The organism is Cryobacterium sp. AP27 (assembly GCF_056680495.1).
The window spans coordinates 3,242,295-3,261,356 of sequence record NZ_CM155285.1; the positions used below are offsets into that span (position 1 = coordinate 3,242,295).

Below are 19,062 nucleotides of genomic sequence, written 5' to 3' on the forward strand. Positions count from 1 at the left end.
AGCCCGGAGTCGCCGGAGCGCCGTTCTGGCGAATTCCTGGCGACAGTGGCTTGGTACGCGGCTACACCCACGCGACCGCGCAAACCGGCGGAGGCGATTCATCAGCGTGTTTCGATGACAGAACACGGCCTCCGCCGACGTGGCGATGAATTGCGGCCGGTTGCTACTCGCCGCTGCTAGATGCCGTCAGTGGCTGGGAAGCGGCGAAGAGGTCCATCGGCACGTGCACGAGGGTCACGCCCGGTGCGGCGATGGCGTCGCGGATGGTCTGCTCGAGCTGATCCTCGGACCTCACCGCGTAGCCTGTGCCCCCGAACGCTTCTGCGAGCAGCGGCCAATTCGGCTGCGACAGGTTGACGCCGACGGGAGCAATACTGCGGTCAATCTCATTTTGTCGAATCTCACCATATCCGCCGTTATCGACACAAATCACCGTGATGTCGAGACCCTGCTCGGTTGCGGTCTGCAGTTCTTGGACGGAGAACATGAGTGCGCCGTCGCCGGTGATCGCGACCGAGGGGCGACCGGGGTCTGCGATTTTCGCACCGATCGCGGCCGGAAGCGCGTAGCCCAGGGTGCAGTACGTCGCCATGTACATGAACGCGCAGGGCTCCTCAAGCTGCAGCCGGCTACCGACACCATTGAAGAAGATCTGCGACGAGTCGCCACTGACCATGACACCCTGCGGCAGCGCGCTAACGATGCGCGCGGAAAGCGCATCGGCGATCGGATCGAACTCGGCCGCTTCCCCTGCGAATCGCTTGCGCATCGCAGGTATATTCTGCGGCTTGGATTGAATTTCACGCTTCTTGAGCTCACGGTCGATCGCCGCGAGGATTGTCGGAGTGTCACCGATGAGTGCGCAGTCCGATCGCAAATTCCGGTCGCGCTGGCTGTCGAGAATATCAACGCGAATCACCTTCCCGTTCGCCTCAATAGCGCGGCCGCGGCGCTCTGCGGCGCCGAGCTTGGAACCGAGGACCAGAAGCACATCGGCATCGCGCACACAATCGAGCGCGGCTTCGAGGCGAAGTTCTGCACCGAGACTCAGTGGGTGGCTCTCCGGCAGCACGCCTTTTCCATTAAGGGTGCTGAAGACCGGCGAGCTGAGCCGCTCCGCGACTGACTGAAGTTGCTCGACGGCATCGATTGAACCTCCACCCGCGATGATGAGGGGGCGTTTGGCGCTGGCCAGAAGATCAGCAACCTCGCTCAGCTGCTCGGCCGCAGGCATTGGCACGGGACCAATCTCCCGTGGTGCTTCCGCGACCAGCGCGGGGTCGACGGTGGCCTCTAGTAGGTCAAGTGGAACCTCGATGTAAATGGGGCGCGGACGCGTGAGACTGAATCGTTCGAAGGCATCATGCACCGCGTCGAGTGCTTCCTGCGCGTTCGTGACACGGTGCGCTACGTCGAAGACGCCGCCAGCGGCCTGAAGCTGATTCTTGGTCTCATGGAGATTGCCGAGCTCGGCGTTTTCTCTACCGAGCGGCACACCCGGAGCCAGCACAATCATTGGACGAGACTCGCAATAGGCAGTACCGGCCGCCGAAAGTGCGTTCAGAAGACCGGGTCCTGAGGTGGCAATGACGACTCCGGGGAGTCGGGTGCGTTTCCCCCAGGCATCTGCCGCGTACCCTGCTCCCTGCTCGTGACGAGCAGTGACCGCGTGAATACCCAACCGATCGAAATGCCGATAGAACTCAAGGTTGTGCGTTCCCGGAATACCAAAGATCGTTCGCACGCCATATCCGGCGATGAGATGAAGAATTGCGTACCCGAGATTGTCACGTGCCTCGGTGCTCTCGGCAATTTTTTCATCCGTAGGGTGTCCAGTGGCAGCATTCATGGTTGCTCTCCTTTTACTTGTAGTAGCTTCAGCTACTTCGGTTCGACGAGCGCGCCTGGGAGTGCGGCGGCGCCGACGCGGCTGCTCGGCAATTAGTGGCTGCTTCACGCTGGGTGAGGCGCGTGGGCACGTCCTCGGGAAGTCCGACGACGATGGGCCCAGGGCGACCACAATCTGCGGTGAAGAGCGCCTCGCTGTAAACCCGCTCAGTTTCAGCTGTGGCTGGATGCCCGACGATCAGATGTCCTGCGTGGCATCTGGGCGGCATCGGCGAATCCATCTTCTCGTGAAACCGCCGTACGTTGCGGAGTTGCTTTTCATCCTTTCACCGTCCCGCTTCGGCGCCGAGGTGCCCGCGCCCCCGATTTAAGCATCCAGGCTGTGCGTATGCATTTGCCAGTCTCCCGTCGACTCTTTCCGCGATAGTGCATATGCACATCGAGCACCGCCGAACCGTGTGCAGCATCTCCTTGCTCATCTCTGCTCCCTTCTGAATAGTTGATGGGCAAGGGCTTGCGGTTTCGTATCGCTCTGGAACCATCTGCGGCCTCGGACGGCGCAGACAAGCAGAAGGCTAAGACAATGATGAAGAAACATTCCCTGTCTATTGCGGTGTTCGCGATCGCCGCACTTGCCCTGACCAGCTGCTCCGCCGGTGGCGGAGATGAATCGGGCGAGGAAAGCTTCTCGCTCAAGCTGGCGTCGTACCAGCCTCCGGGGGCTGCGGAGCCGGAGGCCACCCTCAAGTGGATTGACAACGTGAACGAGGCTACCGACGGCCGCGTCGACGTCGAGTACATGTACCAGGAGGCTCTGCTTCCTGGCGCCGAGATCCTAAAGGGTGTCGGCGATGGCCGCGCTGACATGGGCTACGTCGCCGATGCGTATTACCCGGGCGAGCTTCCCCTCACCAACATTGCAGGCGTGCCCTTCATCACTTCCAGCGCCGAGGCTCAGGGCAAGGCATTCGCCGAACTGTACGAGACCAACGAGGCATTCCGCGCAGAGTGGGACAAGCAGGGCGTTCATGTGCTCATGTGGGCACCGGTTCCGCCGAACACCGTCGCACTCGAGAAGCCCGCGAAGGACCTCGGAGACCTCGAGGGCCGCAAGGTTCGCCAGATCGGCTTCTCAGCTGAGGCTTTCCAGCAGGTCGGCATCACCCCTGTGGCCATCTCGCACAGCGAAGTCTACGAAGCGCTACAACGCGGCGTCATCGACGGCGTCTCGGGCGGTTCGCTCGACATCCTCACCGACCGCGACTACCAGGAGATCGCCCCGAATTTCATGGATCTGCGGGCTGGGAACTACGCTGTGTCGGCCGTGATCATCAACAAGAAGCTGTGGGACGGCCTGCCCTCCGATGTACAGGACGCCATGAATACTGAGAGCGAAGACTACCTCGATATCTACATGGAGGTGCTCATGGCGCACGAGGATGCTGCCTGCACCAAGCTCATCGATGCCGACGGCACCATCACCGTACTCGATCAGACCGAAGCCGACGAGTGGTCCCAACAGGTCAGTCCGGCGATCAAGGATGCGTGGGAGAGCAACGTCAAGAGCTCCGGTTCAACCAGTGACGCCAGCGCCTTCTACGACGAGTACACCGCTGTCGTGAAGAAGTACGAAGCCGAAAGCACCTACGAGCCCGCACTTCAGCGCTGCGCAGCTCGCTAAGTCGCGGACTTATCCAAGCAATCGAACTAGGTAGTCACACATGACAACTCAAGTCTCGCCACCAAAGGAGCATGCGCTTCGGCGCACGATACATGGGGTCTCAATCGCGCTCGCGAGCGTCGCAGCGGCGGCGATCGCGTTCATGATGGTCGCCACCGTCGCTGACGTAGCCAGCCGCTACTTCACCGGCGCCCCGATCCCCGGCGTAACAGAGGTCGGCGAAGTACTCATGGTGATGAGCGTGTTCCTCGGTCTCGCATTCGCCGAGTACCGTAACGCTCACGTTCGCGTGACTATCGTTCTCGAGAAGCTCCCTCCGCGCCTAGCGGCGATCATCAGCTCCGTCAGTATGCTCCTCGTGCTCGCGACGCTCGCCTGGATGGTCTGGGTGACCACCGGGCGGGCACTCGAGTCGATCGAGCAGAACGAGTTCCGATTCGGACTTGTTCAGATTCCCGTCTGGCCAGGTCGCGTAGCTATTGCGCTCGGGTTCGCCGCCTACTTCCTCGAGGCCGTGCCACGTCTCATCGACAACGTGCGCAATGCCTTCGGCAAAGAGGTCGCGACCGTCAACGCCTCGGCGGATCTCTACTAAGGAACGAACCACATGGAAACCATTCCCCTTCTTGTCGCACTGGTTGTGCTTCTTGTCCTCCTGCTCTCGGGTATTCCCGTCGCTTTCTCACTGGCGGTGACCGGTGTCGTGGGTCTCGCTCTGATGTCGGGTGGAGACATCGTAGGCAGTGTTATTGCCGGAACCAGCTACACTGCCGTCGGTCGCTCCGGTCTCGTGGTCGTGCCGCTATTCATTCTCATGGGCATGTTCACGCTGCACAGTGGCATAGCTGAGCAACTGTTCGCGTTAGCGGCCAAGGTGCTGAAACGCCTGCCCGGCGGCCTTGCAATCGCGACCATCTTCGCCTCGGCCGGCTTCGGCGCTGTCTCAGGATCAAGCATGGCGAGCGTGAGCACAATCGGTAAGTTGGCGATCAGCGAGATGGTGCGCCACGGTTACAATCGCGGCTTCGCGGGTGCTGCGGTCGCCGTATCGGGTTCGCTCGCTGTTCTCATTCCGCCGAGCGTCATCCTGGTGCTCTATGGTGCGGTCACGGGAGAGTCAGTTGGCAGCCTACTGATCGCCGGAATCGTCCCAGGTGTGCTCTCCGCCATCATGCTCACGACCTTTGCGCTGGTTCTGCCCTGGCGCAAGCCTGCGCTCGTGGATGGCTCCCAGGGTCGCCAGCTCGCTGAAGACGCAAGGGCCGTCGGCAAGGACCACCAGCTAGAGCAGATGGAGTCAGTGAAAATCAGTACGGCGTCGGTCACCCGCGCATTGATTGCAATCGGCCTCATCTTTCTCACCGTCATGGGCGGTATTTACTCCGGCATTTTCACCCCAAGCGAATCGGCTGCGGTCGGCGCTGTTGTGGCGATGTTGTTGCTCATTAGCCAGCACATCAAAAAGCCGCGGGTGATGCTCAAGAATCTCTCAAGCTCGATTTGGGACACTGTCTCGCTGAACTCGATGATCTTCATGATCCTTGTTGGAGCTGGCATCTTCTCGTACTTCCTGGTCGCATCGGGTGTGCCCACCGCGATCTCGAAGTTCGTGGTCGGCCTCGATGTTCCGCCGGAGCTCACGGTGATCCTCCTGCTCCTTATCCTCATACCCGCCGGCATGTTCCTCGATTCCATTTCGCTGCTTGTCATCACGGTCCCGCTCGTGTACCAGCCGATCATGGATCTGGGCTTCAACGGCATCTGGCTTGGCATTCTGGTCGTGAAGCTCATCGAGCTCGGCATGATTACTCCCCCGATCGGGATGAATGTGTTCGTCACGGCCGGCACCACGAAGGGCCTCGGTGTGCACGAGGTGTTCAAGGGAGTTATTCCCTTCTATTTTGCCGACATCGCCATCATCGCGGTGCTGTTCGCGTTTCCGGGTATCGTCACCTGGCTGCCAGATCTCTCCTCTGCCGTCGGATAACGCCGACAACAATCACCCGCATTCACGAGAAAAGGAGTCCGACATGGAAGAAATGCTGCAGTCCAAACTCGAACGAGTCGAGTTCCCGACGCTCGGGCACTTCATCGACGAGGGGTTCTGCGACCCGTCGATCAAGGCGATCGCACGCAGTATGCGGGTGGTCGGACGGGCGCGCACCGTGAGCGTTCCAGACTCCGATGCCGCAGGAGTCAACCTCGCGATTATGCGAGCGGAGCCCGGAGAGGTGCTCGTCGTCGACCTCGGCGACGACGCGATCCACGCCTGCATTGGCGCCGTGACGATCGCCGCGATTCAGACCGTCGGCCTCGCCGGTGTGCTGGTGAACGGACTTGTCACGGATCTCGACGACCTCGAGCGCGTTGGCGTTCCCGTCTTCGCTCGCGGCAGCAGTGGTATGACCACTAAGCGACGCGGTACCGGCAATTCAACCTTCGATGTTCCGGTGCGGGTCGGTGGGGTCACAGTGAACCCAGGCGATTGGGTGCTCGGTGACCGAAACGGCGTACTCATCGCCGACGATGAGACACTTGAGGCCGTCATTGACATGTCTCTCGAGAACGACGCAGCCGAACCCGATCTGCTCGCCCGCATGCGCTCCGGCATTCCGCTCACCGAGCTGCTCTACATAGGCGGATAGGTCGGCCCCCAACTCACTACGCCCAGGCGACCACGAGGCGGGCGGCCTGTTGTGGCACCGTGACATCGACCCCGGTGACTTCAGCAAACCGGCGGAGGCGATTCATCATGGTGTTTCGATGACAGAAGAGGCTTTCCGCGGAAGCGGCAATACTTCCCGACGCGAGATATGCTCGCACCCCTTCGATCAATCTGGCTCGTTCCACAACGCCGCAACGGGCCAGCGCAGCATCGACATCCGCAGTGATGGGCGATCCCGACGCTCCGAGTCGCAGCCGAGCGATGCGCGCCCAGGCGATGGTCATCGTTAGCGCCCGTCCGTCCTGAGGAGTCAACAAATGTGCAAGTTCTCGGGCGAGGCGTGCCGCATCAGGGAGGTCCGCGATGCCCTGCACCGCTTCCACGAGCCCCACACGAAGATCGCCGATTTGTGACGCCGCCTCTTGAACGGCCGACCCCGGTCGATCGTCGTGCCGCCAGAATGCGACGAGTCCGTCGCCCAGGTGATGGGTGAAGATCTCCGCATCGCGATGAGCGGCCGAAGCAACGACGACACGCAATCTCGCCATTTCGTCCCCGATCGCCATCGCAACACAGAGCGGTGCAGCCTCGGCTAGCTTCAGTTCGCCAGCGATGTGGCTGAGCATCTCCGAGGGCGGGCTTGTCTCGCCGAAAAGCGCCGCTACATACCCCTGCCGTATCGAGGATGCTTCGTTGTGCATGCGCTGCCGTTCGGCCATATAGATCGATTGAGTTTGACTCGCATAGGAATCAACTATGTCCCACACTCGATCTGCGTGGCGCACGAGAAGTCCTGCATCGGCGTCATCTGCGATTGAAGTCAGCTCGCCCCAGAGAATCGAGAAGTCCTGGCGGATCGCGGTCATCAAGGACTCGATTGGAATCCCGGCGCGGGCGCGGGAGACACCAACATCGGTGGCGATGGCCAACCATTCCGCCCTCCCGCTGCCGTCGTTGCCGACCTCGGCTCCCTGCCGCATCCCTCGAATCAAAGCGTCGAAGGATGCCGCTCCGGTGCGGCGGATCTCACTGCTCGGGAGCGGCAGGGCGTCATATCCCGGCACGCGAAGAACACGGTCGAGAAAGTGCGCGGTCAGGTCATCGACTGACAGCTGGGCCAAGAGCGCGCTCCATCGTTTCGCGTCATCCCTGGCTGATTCAACATTTTGCGGGCCGGCAATGGGGTTCATTTCATCATTTTATGTGGTTTTGCACACGCTTGCTGCGCCAACCCGTTTCATTTCGTTCAGCCTGCGAGGGCGATCCACTGGAATACTTTGATGAATTCCCATAAGAGGCCCCGCGGATCTTCAATCTGAACCGCGGTAGGCCTCGTCCCTCACCGCGGAGATGCTAATGACCGTAGTAAGCGAAGTTAATGTGGAGGCTGGCGCGACGCGGCAGATCTCCGACAAAGAAGCGACAAAGGTCGCAATCGGGGCCCTGATCGGCACCGCCATGGAGTGGTACGACTTCTTCCTCTTCAGCGCTGCTGCCGCACTGGTCTTCAACGTCCAGTACTTCCACAGCGAGAATGCGACGGCCTCCGCGCTGGCCGCCTTCGCCACCTTCGGGGTCGGGCTCGTCGCCCGTCCCCTCGGCGGCATGTTCTTCGGGGCGATGGGCGACAAGATCGGCCGCCGCAAGACCCTGATGATCACTATCGCCGGCATCGGCGTCATTACCGGCCTGATCGGACTGTTGCCGACGTATGCCGCAATCGGCGTGGCCGCACCGATCCTGTTGGTGCTGCTCCGGGTCTTGCAGGGGCTCTTCGTGGGCGGCGAATGGTCGGGCGCCATGACCCTGGTCGTGGAGAATGCGCCCCTGCACCGCCGGGCTCGCTATGCGGCAATCCCGCAGATCGGTTCACCGATCGGCACCATCCTCTCGTCCGGAGGGTTCTTCCTGATGACGTTCTTCTTCTCGCAGGAGAACTTCACGGCTTTCGGCTGGCGCATCCCGTTCCTTGCCGCTTTCCCGATGCTTCTGCTCGCGCTCTACATTCGTAGCCGTCTCGAAGAGTCCCCGGTCTTCACCGAGCTCGTGGAAAACGGTCAGACGGAAAAGGCGCCCATTAAGACGACCCTCGTGAACCACTGGAAGCAGATCATTATTGGCATGGCCGCCGGCATGCTGGGCGTGGGCGGGTTCTACCTGGTGACGGCGTTCGTCGTCTGGTACGGCGTCAATACGCTGGGCTACAGCGCCAGGCTGATGCTGCTCGGCGGCATGATCGCTGCGGTCGTTGAGATACCGGTGCTGATCATCGGAGGCCGTCTGGGGGAGCGGTTCGGCGCCAGCCGAGTCATCTTCTACGGCGGGGTCGTATCTGCGATCGTTGCCGTGCCGGCTTTCCTGCTGATCGTCAGCGGAAATTCGGTACTCGTCGTCATCGGCATGACCCTCGCCGTTGCCGCGCTTTCCTTTCCCTACGCGGCATCCGGCACGGTTCTCACCGGCCTTTTCCCCGCACGCACACGGTACACCGGCGTCGGGTTTGCCCAGAACACCGCAGGAATGGTCAGTGGCTTCGTTCCGTTGCTCGCCACGGCTCTGGTCGCCTCCGCGGGCAACCAGTGGTGGCCTGCGGCAGCGATGCTGGTGTTTCTGTCCCTGTTCACCGCGGTCGCCGGCCACATCGCCCCGCGCATGAGTGTGGACCTGCCCGGGTTCAAGCACTAACCACCTTCAGCGCTCCGACCGGAAAGTTCCTCTCATGTCACAGTCAGCCGGCCACCTCATCGTCGCCCAACTCGAAGCCCACCGTGTGCGCCGCGTCTACGCGGTACCCGGCGAGAGCTACCTCGACGTCCTCGACGGGCTTCACGATTCGCCCATTGAGACCGTGGTGTGTCGTCACGAGGGTGGCGCCGGCTTCATGGCGCTCGCCGAGGGAAGGCTGACGGGTACACCGGGCGTCGTGATGGTTACCCGCGGTCCGGGAGCGGCGAACGCGATGATCGCCGTGCACACGGCCTGGCAGGACGCGACAGCGCTTGTGCTGTTTGTGGGGCTGATTCCGGTGGCGGACCGCGAGCGTGACTCCTTTCAGGAGTTCAGCCTGACCGGCTGGTTCGGCACCACCGCCAAACGCGTGATCGTGCTGGAGGACCCGGACCGTGCCGGTGAGCTGGTCGCCGAGGCCATGCATTTGGCCGCATCAGGGCGTCCCGGTCCGGTTGTCATCGGACTGCCGGAGGATGTCCTGGCTCAGCAGGTCGAGGCGGCCCTGGCCCCGGTTCGACCGGTCGCCAGTGCCACGCCATCGCCGGCAGAGGTCACGATGGTTGCAGAGAAATTGGCTGCTGCGCAGCGCCCGCTCATCGTCGCCGGCGGAGACGGCTGGGATGACGCGACCGGCCGGACATTGATGGAGTGGGCCGCGACTGCCGGGATCCCCGTGGCAACTGATTGGCGGGCCTACGACGTTGTTCCACATTCCGCCGCCTATGCGGGCTGGTTGGGCTACGGACGTGCGGATACGCTCGCGGCTCGACTGGACGATGCGGACCTCCTCCTGTTTGTCGGTTGCGGCCGTTCCGATGTGCTCAGCGACGGGTTCACTCGCGGGTTTGCGCAGCGCACGCTGTTGGTGCTTCCCGATCCTTCCGCCACCATGCATTCCGGTCGCATCGACCAGCATGTGCTCAGCACCCCGAGCGCTTTCGTCGCCGTACTGCCGACACCCGAATCCGCCCGCGGTGCCCGAACGGTCGACTGGATGACGGAGCTGCACGCAGATCAGCAACGCTTCGCAACGCCTCATCCAGACGGCGGAACCGGGGTCGACCTTGGTGTTGCATTCGAGGTCCTGGAGCGGTTGCTGCCCGCGGAACGAGTCGTCACGTACGGTGCCGGGAACGCCACCATTTGGGGCCACCGTTACCTTTCCCACACCCAGGCGCATTCCCTGGTGGCCCCGCGCAATGGCGCCATGGGGCTGGCCGTGCCCTCGGCGGTGGCCGCGTCCCTCATCTTTCCTGACCGGCAGGCGGTCGCAATCTGCGGCGACGGGGACTTCTTCATGAACGCGCAGGAAGTCTCCGTCGCATTCGCCCAGGGCAGCAACCCGCTTGTGGTCGTCGTGGACAACGGAATCTACGGGACGATTGTGCAACATCAGCGAGCGCACTATCCGGGTCGTGCTTCGGGAACGTCAATGACAAATCCCGATTTCGCTGCGTGGATGCGATCCTTTGGCGGGTACGGCGAGCTCGTGGAACGCACCGAAGACTTCGAATCCGCCCTGGTGAGCGCGCTGTCCAGCGGGCTGCCGGCGCTGCTGCACGTGCGGACGGACCCCGAAACCATGCCACCCTCTGCGGGAAACACGAAACCGTCGGTGCGATCATGAAACTCGACCGGATCATTCGGGGAGCGACGATCCTCACCTTGGACCGGCAGCGCCCCGCCGCTCACACCATGGGTATCCTCGACGGCCGTATTGTCGGCTTCGATGAGGAAGTTCAGGGCTGCACGGCCGAGCGCATCGAGGACTTCGCCGGTGCGACCATCGTTCCGGGATTCATCGACGCACACTGTCACACCACGTGGTGGGGGCTCGGCCTGTCCGCCGTCGACCTGCAGGATGCTCGTGGTCTGGACAGCATCTACGATCTCCTTGAGCGTGAAATCGTGCGGCTTTCCACCGAGCCGGGGGCGTGGGTTAAAGGAACCGGCTTCAACCACAAACATCACGACGGTCAGTTTCCGGACATCCGGCGGCTCGACGAACTAACCGGCGGCCGACCGCTGTATCTGCGCCACGTGTCGGGGCATCTCTCAATCACCAACTCAGCAACCCTGCGGCTGGCCGGCGTCTTCGAACCCGGCTTCTCCAATCCGGCCGGGGGCGCCGTGCTGCGCGACGCCGACGGCTACCCGACCGGAGTGATCGAGGAATCCGCCCAGGCCCTGATCCAGGACCTGTTGCTGCCCTACTCGGTTCCGCAGATCGTACAGGCGCTCGACGATGCAACCACGCTGTACGCAGAACAAGGCATCACCAGTTTCACCGAGGCCGGCATCGGTGCGGGGTGGATCGGACACAGTCCCATCGAGGTTCAGGCCTACCAGCAGGCCCTCCGGGACAATCGTCTCCATGCCCGAGCTCAGCTGATGCCGACCCTCGACGCCTTGCGTCCGCTCAGCGCCCACGCGGCGGATATGCACGACACCGGCCACGGACGGGGCATCGACCTGGGTATCGGGGCAGGTTTCGGCAACGACTGGCTCTCGCTCGGCCCGGTCAAGGTTTTCATGGACGGGTCGCTTCTGGGTGCGACCGCCGCGGTCACGGAGGACTATTGCGGGCACCCGCACAACAGCGGCTATCTTCTCGATGACCCGCAGTCCTACCGCGAACGCGTCACCGACGTCTACCGGGCGGGCTGGCCGATTGCATTGCATGCCATCGGAGACGCGGCCATTGACCTTGCCGCCGAGATCATCATCGACTGCCAGGACCGATTCGGCCCAAACGCGCTGCCGAACCGTATTGAGCACTTCGGGATCTCGCGTCTGGACCAGGTCGCCCTGATCGCCCGGGCGGGAATCGCGGTAACGCCCCAGGCAGGGTTCATCGGCCCGTTAGGCGACCAGTTCGCGGCCCTCGTCGGGGTCGAACGGGAGGGCTGGCTGTACCGAGGCCGGACGCTCGTCGATGCAGGGGTCATCCTGGCCGGCAGTTCAGACCTGCCTGTCGCCGACAATAACGTGCGTCGCGCCCTGCAGTCATCCGTTGATCGAAAAACCGAGAACGGACTCGTACTCGGTGGGCCCGGCGCGGGGCTGACCCCGGAAGAGGCGCTGCGGAGCTACACCGAGTGGGCCGCCATCGCCACCGGCACGATCGACAGCCGGGGAACTCTCGCCCGAGGGAAACTCGCCGATTTCGTGGTTCTCTCCGGCTCCCCACTGGCCGCCGCCGACATCGGGACGCTCGACATTATCGCCACCGTTGTTGACGGTCATTTCAGCTTCGACTCCCGCACCGCCGTCCACTAACCCGATCGGAGCACTTCCATGAAAACGAACACTGAACAGCAACGCGCATTCCTGGCCGATTTTCATTCCATGAGCACCTTCGGGGCCACCGCGGGGGGCGGCGTCGATCGGCAGGCCGCCACGGCGGCGGACGGCCAGACCCGAAATTGGTTTCGCGGGCTTGTCGAGGGGCACGGTTTCGAGGTGCGTTATGACCAGGTCGGCAACCAGTTCACGCTCGTCGAATTGGTCCCCGGCGCCCCGTACATCGCCATAGGTTCGCATCTGGATTCGCAACCGCTCGGCGGTCGCTTCGACGGTGCCTACGGAGTGTTGGCGGGAGCGCACGCCGCGATGCGATTGCGCGAGACCTTGGGCGATCAGGGTGGGATCCCGCTCTATAACATCGTCATCGTCAACTGGTTTAACGAGGAGGGCTGCCGGTTCAAACCTTCGATGATGGGCAGCTCCGTGTTCACCGGAAAATTACCCGCCGCGCGCGTATTGGCCACGACCGATCCACAGGGGGTGACGGTACGCGAGGCGCTCGAGGCGATTGGAACGATTGGGGACTTCAGCCTCGAAGTCGCCGCTTATCTGGAAATTCACATCGAACAGGGACGCTCCCTGGAGGACGACGGCCTCAGCATCGGACTGGTCGAATCCACCTGGGGTGCCAATAAGTATGAATTCGTGGTGCACGGAGAGCAGGCGCACACGGGAGCCACCGTGATCGCTGACCGTTCCGACGCCCTGCTGGGGGCTTCTTCGCTCGTCGTCGCGGCGCGCGAAATCGCCAACCAGTTCACGACGGATGACCACATGGTGATCACCTCCTGTGGAGAGTTCACCGTCTTTCCGAACTCGCCGGTTGTCGTGGCCAACCGCGTCAATCTGCTCGTGGATGTGCGCAGCACCGACCCCACGGTGTTGGCCGCTGCCGATGCGGAGCTGCACCGCAGGATCGCCGAGATTGAACGCTGGGCCGCAGTGCGAATTGAACGCGGTGCCGAGCACATCTGGGCGGCGAAAGAGTACGACGCCGCGGGACTGCTGTTGGCCGCGGCCAGCGCCGAGAAACTGGGCCTGCCCTACGGCACCGTTCGCACCCGCGCCGGTCACGACTCGACGAACATGAAGGACATCGTCCCGACCATCATGCTTTTCGTGCCCAGCATCGAAGGAATTTCGCATAACGAGCGTGAGTTGACGTCCGACACAGATATGCTCGCCGGAGTCGACCTGCTCACCGACCTCGCTGGACGGCTCGTCACCGGAGAGCTGGTCCACCCCTGACCGAGTTGGCAGATGCGGGCTTCGCCTGCATCTGGCTCGAGACTTCCATAAATCAGAGTACGACGCAGCCCAGGAGGACATCGTGACCGTGTACGCCATAACCGACCCCGCAACGGGGGAGTCAGTCCAGGAGTTCCCCGTAGCGACGGGAGTTGAGATCGCGGCCGCGGTGGACTCGGCTGCCACAGCGTTTGAAAATTGGCGGTTCTCTGCCGTGGCTGATCGGGTGACCTTGCTGCGGCGGGTGGCCGAGCTGTACGCGGAACGACGCGACGCTCTCGCCGCTGCCATCACGCGCGAAATGGGCAAGCCGATCTCGCAGGCTCTACTCGAAGTTGACCTCGTGGCGTCAATCTACAACTACTACGCGGACAAGGGTCCGGGGTTCCTGCAGGATGAGGCGCTGGACATCGCTGGCGGTGGATCGGCCGTGGTCCGGAAGGAGGGTCTCGGCCCGATCTTGGGAATCATGCCGTGGAACTATCCGTACTACCAGGTCGCTCGTTTTGCCGCGCCCAACATCATGAACGGCAACACCATTCTCCTGAAGCATGCGCCTCAATGCCCGGAGTCTGCCCTGGCTATGGAGCAGATCTTTCGGGATGCCGGCGCGCCGCACGGCACGTATACGAACATTTTCGCCACCAATGAGCAAGCGGCCATGATTATCGCGGACCCCCGCGTTCAGGGAGTCTCCTTGACCGGATCCGAGCGCGCCGGCGCTGCCGTGGCCGAAATTGCGGGGAGAAACCTGAAGAAAGTCGTTCTCGAGTTGGGGGGATCCGACGCGTTCCTGGTGCTCGAGTCTGCCGATGTCAGGCACGCGGCCGAACAGGCCGTGCTCGGTCGCTTCGGCAACGCAGGCCAGGCGTGCAACGCGGCCAAACGCTTCATAGTGGCCGAAGCCGTTTACGAGGACTTCCTCGCGCAGTTCACCGCCGCCGTTTCCGCCATCCGCGTGGGTGACCCCCGCCTTCCCGAGACCTTCATGGGTCCGATGTCGTCGGTCGCAGCCGTGGATGGGCTTGCCGAACAGGTCGAGGACGCCATCAGCAAAGGTGCCAGTGCGGTTGTTGGTGGCGCCAGAATGGATCTGCCCGGCGCGTGGTTTCAGCCCACTATCCTCACCGGGGTGACGCCGGAGATGCGGGCGTATTCGGAGGAGCTCTTCGGTCCGGTCGCCGTGGTGCACAGAGTCGCATCAGAAGAAGAAGCCATTGAGATGGCCAACGCGTCGGCGTATGGGCTTGGGGCGGCGATCCAATCCACGGATTTGATCCGTGCCGAACGCATGGCGGACCGCCTTCAGGTGGGGATGGTGACGGTGAACGCGGCCTCGGGCACGTCAGCGGAGTTGCCCTTCGGCGGCGTGAAGCGATCGGGAATCGGCCGCGAGCTGGGTAAGTACGGTATGGAAGAATTCGTGAACACCAAGTTGATTCGGATCGCTGCTCCGCGCCCGTCCACCACGCCCACGATCGATTAATGGTCTGACCGGCAACACGAAGGGGAGTCCCCGTCGTCGCGATCAGCGGCGACGGGGCTGCTTCTGCAACCAGGGGCGCAGCATGCGGGTGATCCACGGCAGGAGCACGTAGGTCATGATCGGTGTCAGCGCCAGGGTGGTCAAGAGTACGCGGGACACCGACCAGAGGTCGTTCCACGCCGGAATGAACGCGGTGGTGAGCAGCGTGAAGGCCAGATTCAGGGGGAAGAAGCCGAGCCAGATGCTGACGGCTTGTTTCCAGCGCGGTGGCGGTTGCACGGCGACTCCGGCTGCCGCCTCCTGGGGCGCATCGAACCACCCCTCGATTCCCGTGCGTTTTGACTCGTCGCGGGCGTCAAGCACGAGGTCGCGGCCCGCGTGCAGCCACTCGGAGCGGTCGATGGAGGATTCCCACGCGTTCAGAGTCTCGGCGTTCGAGAACTTGTACAGCATCCGCCAATGCCCGGAGTCTTCGCTCGCGCGCACCCAGCCCGAACCGAGAAATCCGGGGTATTGGTGGGCGAGGTCGACGCCGGCCTGCACCCAGCCGGTCGCCTCCTCGATGCGGCTCGGGTCGACCCAGCGGGAGATCGAGACGGTAACGGATGCCGACGACGGTGGAATCGGTCGGGGTGCGGGGGGCGACATGGTGTCCTTGGTCGAATGCTAGAAGATCATGGGGCGGTCATCGTCTTCACCGTCGATGTCCACGTCCACGACCACAGGCACGTGATCACTCGGCGCGTCACCCTTGCGTTCGTTGCGGTGGATACTCGCATCTGTGACGCGGTCGGCGAAGGCCTCGGAGCCGAGGATGAAGTCGATGCGCATCCCCTCGTTGCGGGGAAAGCGCAGGCGCTTGTAATCCCAGAATGTGAACCCCTCCGGCGCGAGGGGACGCACGACATCGTGCAGTCCGGCGGCCTCGAACGCCGTGAATGCGGCGCGCTCCGGCTCGGAGATGTGGGTCGAGACGCCGGGCACAAAGCTGGGGTCGCCCATGTCCTCGTCGAACGGCGCCACGTTCCAGTCCCCCATCAGCGCGAGGGAGAGGTGCGGATCAGCCGCGAGCTCGTCCTGAGCGTGCCGTTGCAGGGCGGCGAGCCAGTCAAGTTTGTAGGTGTAGTGCGGGTCGCCGAGGGCGCGACCGTTGGGCACGTAGAGACTCCACAGGCGCTGCTCGTTGATCGTCACGCCGAGGGCCCGCGCTTCGAGGGGCAGGTCCGGTCCCTCCTCGCCCTTCAGGAAGCCGGGCATCCCCGGAAAGGACGTGACCACATCCGTGATGGGCAGTCGACTCGCGAAGGCAACGCCGTTCCACTGGCTGAGCCCGTGAATGGCGAGGTCGTAGCCCGCGTCTTCAAAGGCTTGCGCCGGAAACTGCTCGGGCTTGCACTTGATTTCCTGCATGGCGAGCACGTCGATGTCTTCGCGCACCATCCAGTCGACGGTGCGGTCGACTCTCGCGCGGATGGAGTTGACGTTCCAGGTGGCAATGCGCATGCGTCCAGCCTATTCTCCAGCGCCCCGAGAAGCTGCGAACGAACCGGGCGTGCAGGGACGCCGTGCTGTTGCGGTTAGATGGTGAGGACCACGCGACGTTCAGGAGGGCACAATGGCGCAATTGCAGATCGGCTACGCAGCCATGTTGGAACAGTTCGCCCCCGCGGAGGCGGTTGCGCTGTCGGCGTACGCCGAGGGGCACGGATTCAGCGGGGTAATGGCGGCCGATCACTTTCAACCATGGGTGCCACAACAGGGCCAGAGCTCCTTCGTATGGAGTGTGCTCGCGGCCATCGCCGAACGCACCACGGGCGATTTGGGCCCCGGCGTCACCGCGCCCACCTTTCGCTGGCACCCGGCCATGGTCGCCCAGGCCTCGGCGACTCTCGCCGCCATGTACCCGGGCCGGCACTGGCTTGGACTCGGTTCGGGGGAGGCACTCAACGAACACATCGTGGGTGCCTACTGGCCGGAGGCGCCCGAACGCATCAACCGCATGTTCGAGGCCATCGAAATCATCTCGAAGCTGTTCACCGGCTCGCTGGCCGGCAAGGATGTGAAGCACTCCGGCCAGTTCTTCAAGCTTGAGTCCACCCGGTTGTGGACCATGCCCGAGGTCGCCCCGGAGATTCTGGTGGCGACGGCCGGGCCGGTCACCGCGAAACGCGCCGGTCGCACGGCCGACGGCCTCATCACGGTGGGAGCCCCGCTCGAGAAGATCTCGATGCTGTTCAACCGGTTCGATGATGGCGCCCGAGACGCGGGCAAGGACCCGTCGACGATGCCCAGGGTGCTGCAGCTGCACATGAGCTGGGCCGAAACCGACGAAGAAGCCATGAAGAACGCCCTGCTTGAATGGCCGAACGGCGGGATGAAGTTTCCGAAGAGCGACATTCGATCCCCGTTTGAGTTCGAGCAGATCGCCAAGCTTGTGCGCCCCGAGGACTTTAAGGGGCGGATGGTCATCTCAGCCGACCCCGACGAGCACCGCAAGTACATTCAAAAGTTCGTCGACCTGGGCTTCGATCGCATCTATCTGCACAACGTGGGCCGCAACCAGCGCCAGTGGATCGACGTGTTCGGCGCCCAGGTCCTGCCGAAACTTGTGCGCTAACGTGCTCTCCGTCTTCGTCCTCGAGGGGATCGGTGAGGTTGCCGCGGGCGACGACCTCGCCGCGCTGATTGAACGCGCGGCGGGATCGCAGTTGCAGAGCGGCGATATTCTGGCCGTCACCAGCAAGATCGTGTCCAAGGCCGAGGGCAGGCAGGTGGCCGCCGTGGATCGCGAGCAAGCGATCACCGACGAAACCGTGCGCGTGGTGGCGACACGTGCGCACCCCGGCGGCGTGACCCGCATCGTGGAGAATCGGCAGGGCCTCGTACTTGCGGCCGCCGGTGTTGACACGAGCAATGCGCCCGAGGGGATCGTTCTTCTGTTGCCGATCGACCCGGATGCGTCGGCGCGCGCCCTCTGCGCCGAGTTGCGAGGGCGCACCGGCCTGCTCCTCGGGGTGGTCATCACCGACACCGCCGGGCGGGCCTGGCGGGAGGGGCAGACCGATATCGCGATTGGCGCGGCGGGAATAGCGGTGCTCGACGACCTCCGCGGCACGACAGACGTTTCGGGTCGCCGCCTCGACGTCACCGTCGCGGCCGTCGCCGACGAGATCGCGGGCGCGGCAGACCTGGTGAAGGGCAAGACGAGTGGCAACCCGGTCGCCGTCGTGCGTGGCCTCGGACAGCTGGTGGGGGACCTGGTGCTCCCCGGTGCATCCGCGCTGCAGCGTCCGAGTGAGGCCGACATGTTCCGTCTCGGTACGAACGAGGCGCTCGCCGAGGGCTACGCCGATGGCTACGCGGCGGGTCGTGCGGCGGCTCTGGCCGAGGGGACATCCGGGTGAGCTGGGTCGTTGTCGTGCCGGCCAAGGGCAACCCGGAAGGCAAGAGCCGGCTCGGCGCACTGCCCGAGCGGGCCGCGCTCGCCGCGGCGTTCGCCGTCGACACCGTTTCGGCGCTACTCGGTTCGCCCCGGGTACGCCGCGTCTTTGTCGTCACCGGTGATCCCGCGCTCGCGGCCGCGCTTCGCCTTCTGGGCGCGAATATCGTGCCCGAAACCACCGATCGCGCCGGACTGCCGACAGAGGACCGGCTGAACGCGGCGATCCGGCAGGGCATCGGTGCCGCTCAGGCCGCGTTCCCCGGAGATTCGCTCGCCATCGTCACGGGGGATCTTCCGGCGTTGCGCGCATCCGACGTCACGGCGACGCTGGACCTCGCCGCCGCGCACGTGTTGTCGATGGTGCCCGATGCCGCCGGAACGGGTACGACGGCGCTCTTCACCTGCCGGGGCCGACCGCCGGCGCTGCACTTCGGTCCCGGATCGCGGAAGGCGCACGAGCGGGCCGGCTGTGTGCCGTTGGATCTGTCCGCAGCATCGCCGATGCGTCGCGACGTGGACACCGTGGAGGACCTCGACGTGGCACGAGGTCTCGGCCTTGGGCCGTGCTCGCGCGCCGCACTCGGGGAGTCGGTCGGCCCCGCACCGCACTGAACGGACCCGTGCGCCACAGCGGCAGAGGCGCGGCCGGCTCGACC

Annotated in this window: 16 protein-coding genes; 12 read left to right on the forward strand and 4 right to left on the reverse strand. The window is 63.7% G+C overall.

Annotated elements, in window-relative coordinates; all coding sequences use genetic code 11:
• Positions 1–163: 163 nt before the first annotated feature.
• A complete protein-coding gene (locus tag AC1MB9_RS15360; RefSeq protein ID WP_479962782.1) occupies positions 164–1,849 on the reverse strand; it encodes a thiamine pyrophosphate-binding protein in 1,686 nt (561 codons plus the stop codon).
• A 582-nt stretch (positions 1,850–2,431) separates the two neighbouring features.
• On the opposite strand from AC1MB9_RS15360, the gene AC1MB9_RS15365 reads away from it, so the two are divergent.
• From AC1MB9_RS15365 to AC1MB9_RS15380, 4 genes are read left to right on the forward strand one after another with little or no spacing between them, the layout of a single operon-like run.
• Positions 2,432–3,529 (forward strand): C4-dicarboxylate TRAP transporter substrate-binding protein, encoded by a 1,098-nt coding sequence (locus AC1MB9_RS15365; protein WP_479962783.1) that lies wholly within the window; start codon positions 2,432–2,434, stop codon positions 3,527–3,529.
• A 40-nt stretch (positions 3,530–3,569) separates the two neighbouring features.
• Positions 3,570–4,124: a TRAP transporter small permease subunit gene (locus AC1MB9_RS15370; RefSeq protein WP_479962784.1), complete on the forward strand. Its 555-nt coding sequence runs from the start codon at positions 3,570–3,572 to the stop codon at positions 4,122–4,124.
• A 12-nt stretch (positions 4,125–4,136) separates the two neighbouring features.
• The gene (locus tag AC1MB9_RS15375) at positions 4,137–5,516 is read left to right on the forward strand and encodes a TRAP transporter large permease (RefSeq protein ID WP_479962785.1); all 1,380 of its coding nucleotides are present in this window, start codon (positions 4,137–4,139) and stop codon (positions 5,514–5,516) included.
• A 43-nt stretch (positions 5,517–5,559) separates the two neighbouring features.
• Complete coding sequence (locus tag AC1MB9_RS15380) at positions 5,560–6,174, forward strand: RraA family protein (protein WP_479962786.1); 615 nt, start codon at positions 5,560–5,562, stop codon at positions 6,172–6,174.
• Positions 6,175–6,190: 16 nt separating this feature from the next.
• Here AC1MB9_RS15380 and AC1MB9_RS15385 read toward each other — a convergent pair whose 3' ends face one another.
• Positions 6,191–7,384, reverse strand: a complete 1,194-nt coding sequence (locus AC1MB9_RS15385; RefSeq protein ID WP_479962787.1) for a PucR family transcriptional regulator — start codon at positions 7,382–7,384, stop codon at positions 6,191–6,193.
• Positions 7,385–7,550: 166 nt separating this feature from the next.
• Between AC1MB9_RS15385 and AC1MB9_RS15390 the strand changes: the two genes are divergently transcribed.
• From AC1MB9_RS15390 to AC1MB9_RS15410, 5 genes are all read left to right on the forward strand, one after another.
• The gene (locus tag AC1MB9_RS15390) at positions 7,551–8,879 is read left to right on the forward strand and encodes an MFS transporter (RefSeq protein WP_479962788.1); all 1,329 of its coding nucleotides are present in this window, start codon (positions 7,551–7,553) and stop codon (positions 8,877–8,879) included.
• A 34-nt stretch (positions 8,880–8,913) separates the two neighbouring features.
• Positions 8,914–10,551, forward strand: coding sequence for a thiamine pyrophosphate-dependent enzyme (locus tag AC1MB9_RS15395; protein ID WP_479962789.1), 1,638 nt, complete (start codon positions 8,914–8,916; stop codon positions 10,549–10,551).
• Positions 10,548–12,203 (forward strand): amidohydrolase, encoded by a 1,656-nt coding sequence (locus AC1MB9_RS15400; protein ID WP_479962790.1) that lies wholly within the window; start codon positions 10,548–10,550, stop codon positions 12,201–12,203. Before AC1MB9_RS15395 ends, AC1MB9_RS15400 begins: the two co-directional genes overlap by 4 nt.
• 18 nt (positions 12,204–12,221) lie before the next feature.
• Positions 12,222–13,478 carry a M20 family metallo-hydrolase gene (locus AC1MB9_RS15405; protein ID WP_479962791.1) on the forward strand — a complete coding sequence of 419 codons (1,257 nt, stop codon included), beginning with the start codon at positions 12,222–12,224 and terminating at the stop codon, positions 13,476–13,478.
• Positions 13,479–13,560: 82 nt separating this feature from the next.
• Positions 13,561–14,964 carry an NAD-dependent succinate-semialdehyde dehydrogenase gene (locus AC1MB9_RS15410; RefSeq protein WP_479962792.1) on the forward strand — a complete coding sequence of 468 codons (1,404 nt, stop codon included), beginning with the start codon at positions 13,561–13,563 and terminating at the stop codon, positions 14,962–14,964.
• Positions 14,965–15,006: 42 nt separating this feature from the next.
• Here AC1MB9_RS15410 and AC1MB9_RS15415 read toward each other — a convergent pair whose 3' ends face one another.
• On the reverse strand, positions 15,007–15,612 hold the full coding sequence (locus AC1MB9_RS15415; protein WP_479962793.1) for an antibiotic biosynthesis monooxygenase: 606 nt from the start codon (positions 15,610–15,612) through the stop codon (positions 15,007–15,009).
• 18 nt (positions 15,613–15,630) lie between these two features.
• A complete protein-coding gene (locus tag AC1MB9_RS15420; protein ID WP_479962794.1) occupies positions 15,631–16,467 on the reverse strand; it encodes an exodeoxyribonuclease III in 837 nt (278 codons plus the stop codon).
• A gap of 112 nt (positions 16,468–16,579) precedes the next feature.
• Between AC1MB9_RS15420 and AC1MB9_RS15425 the strand changes: the two genes are divergently transcribed.
• Genes AC1MB9_RS15425 through cofC form a run of 3 tightly spaced genes read left to right on the forward strand, consistent with a single transcriptional unit; the run spans position 16,580 to position 19,018 of the window.
• Complete coding sequence (locus AC1MB9_RS15425; protein WP_479962795.1) at positions 16,580–17,581, forward strand: TIGR03557 family F420-dependent LLM class oxidoreductase; 1,002 nt, start codon at positions 16,580–16,582, stop codon at positions 17,579–17,581.
• 1 nt (position 17,582) lies between these two features.
• Positions 17,583–18,368 (forward strand): coenzyme F420-0:L-glutamate ligase, encoded by a 786-nt coding sequence (cofE, locus tag AC1MB9_RS15430; RefSeq protein ID WP_479962796.1) that lies wholly within the window; start codon positions 17,583–17,585, stop codon positions 18,366–18,368.
• Positions 18,365–19,018 carry a 2-phospho-L-lactate guanylyltransferase gene (cofC, locus tag AC1MB9_RS15435; RefSeq protein ID WP_479962797.1) on the forward strand — a complete coding sequence of 218 codons (654 nt, stop codon included), beginning with the start codon at positions 18,365–18,367 and terminating at the stop codon, positions 19,016–19,018. Before cofE ends, cofC begins: the two co-directional genes overlap by 4 nt.
• The last annotated feature ends 44 nt before the right edge of the window (positions 19,019–19,062 follow it).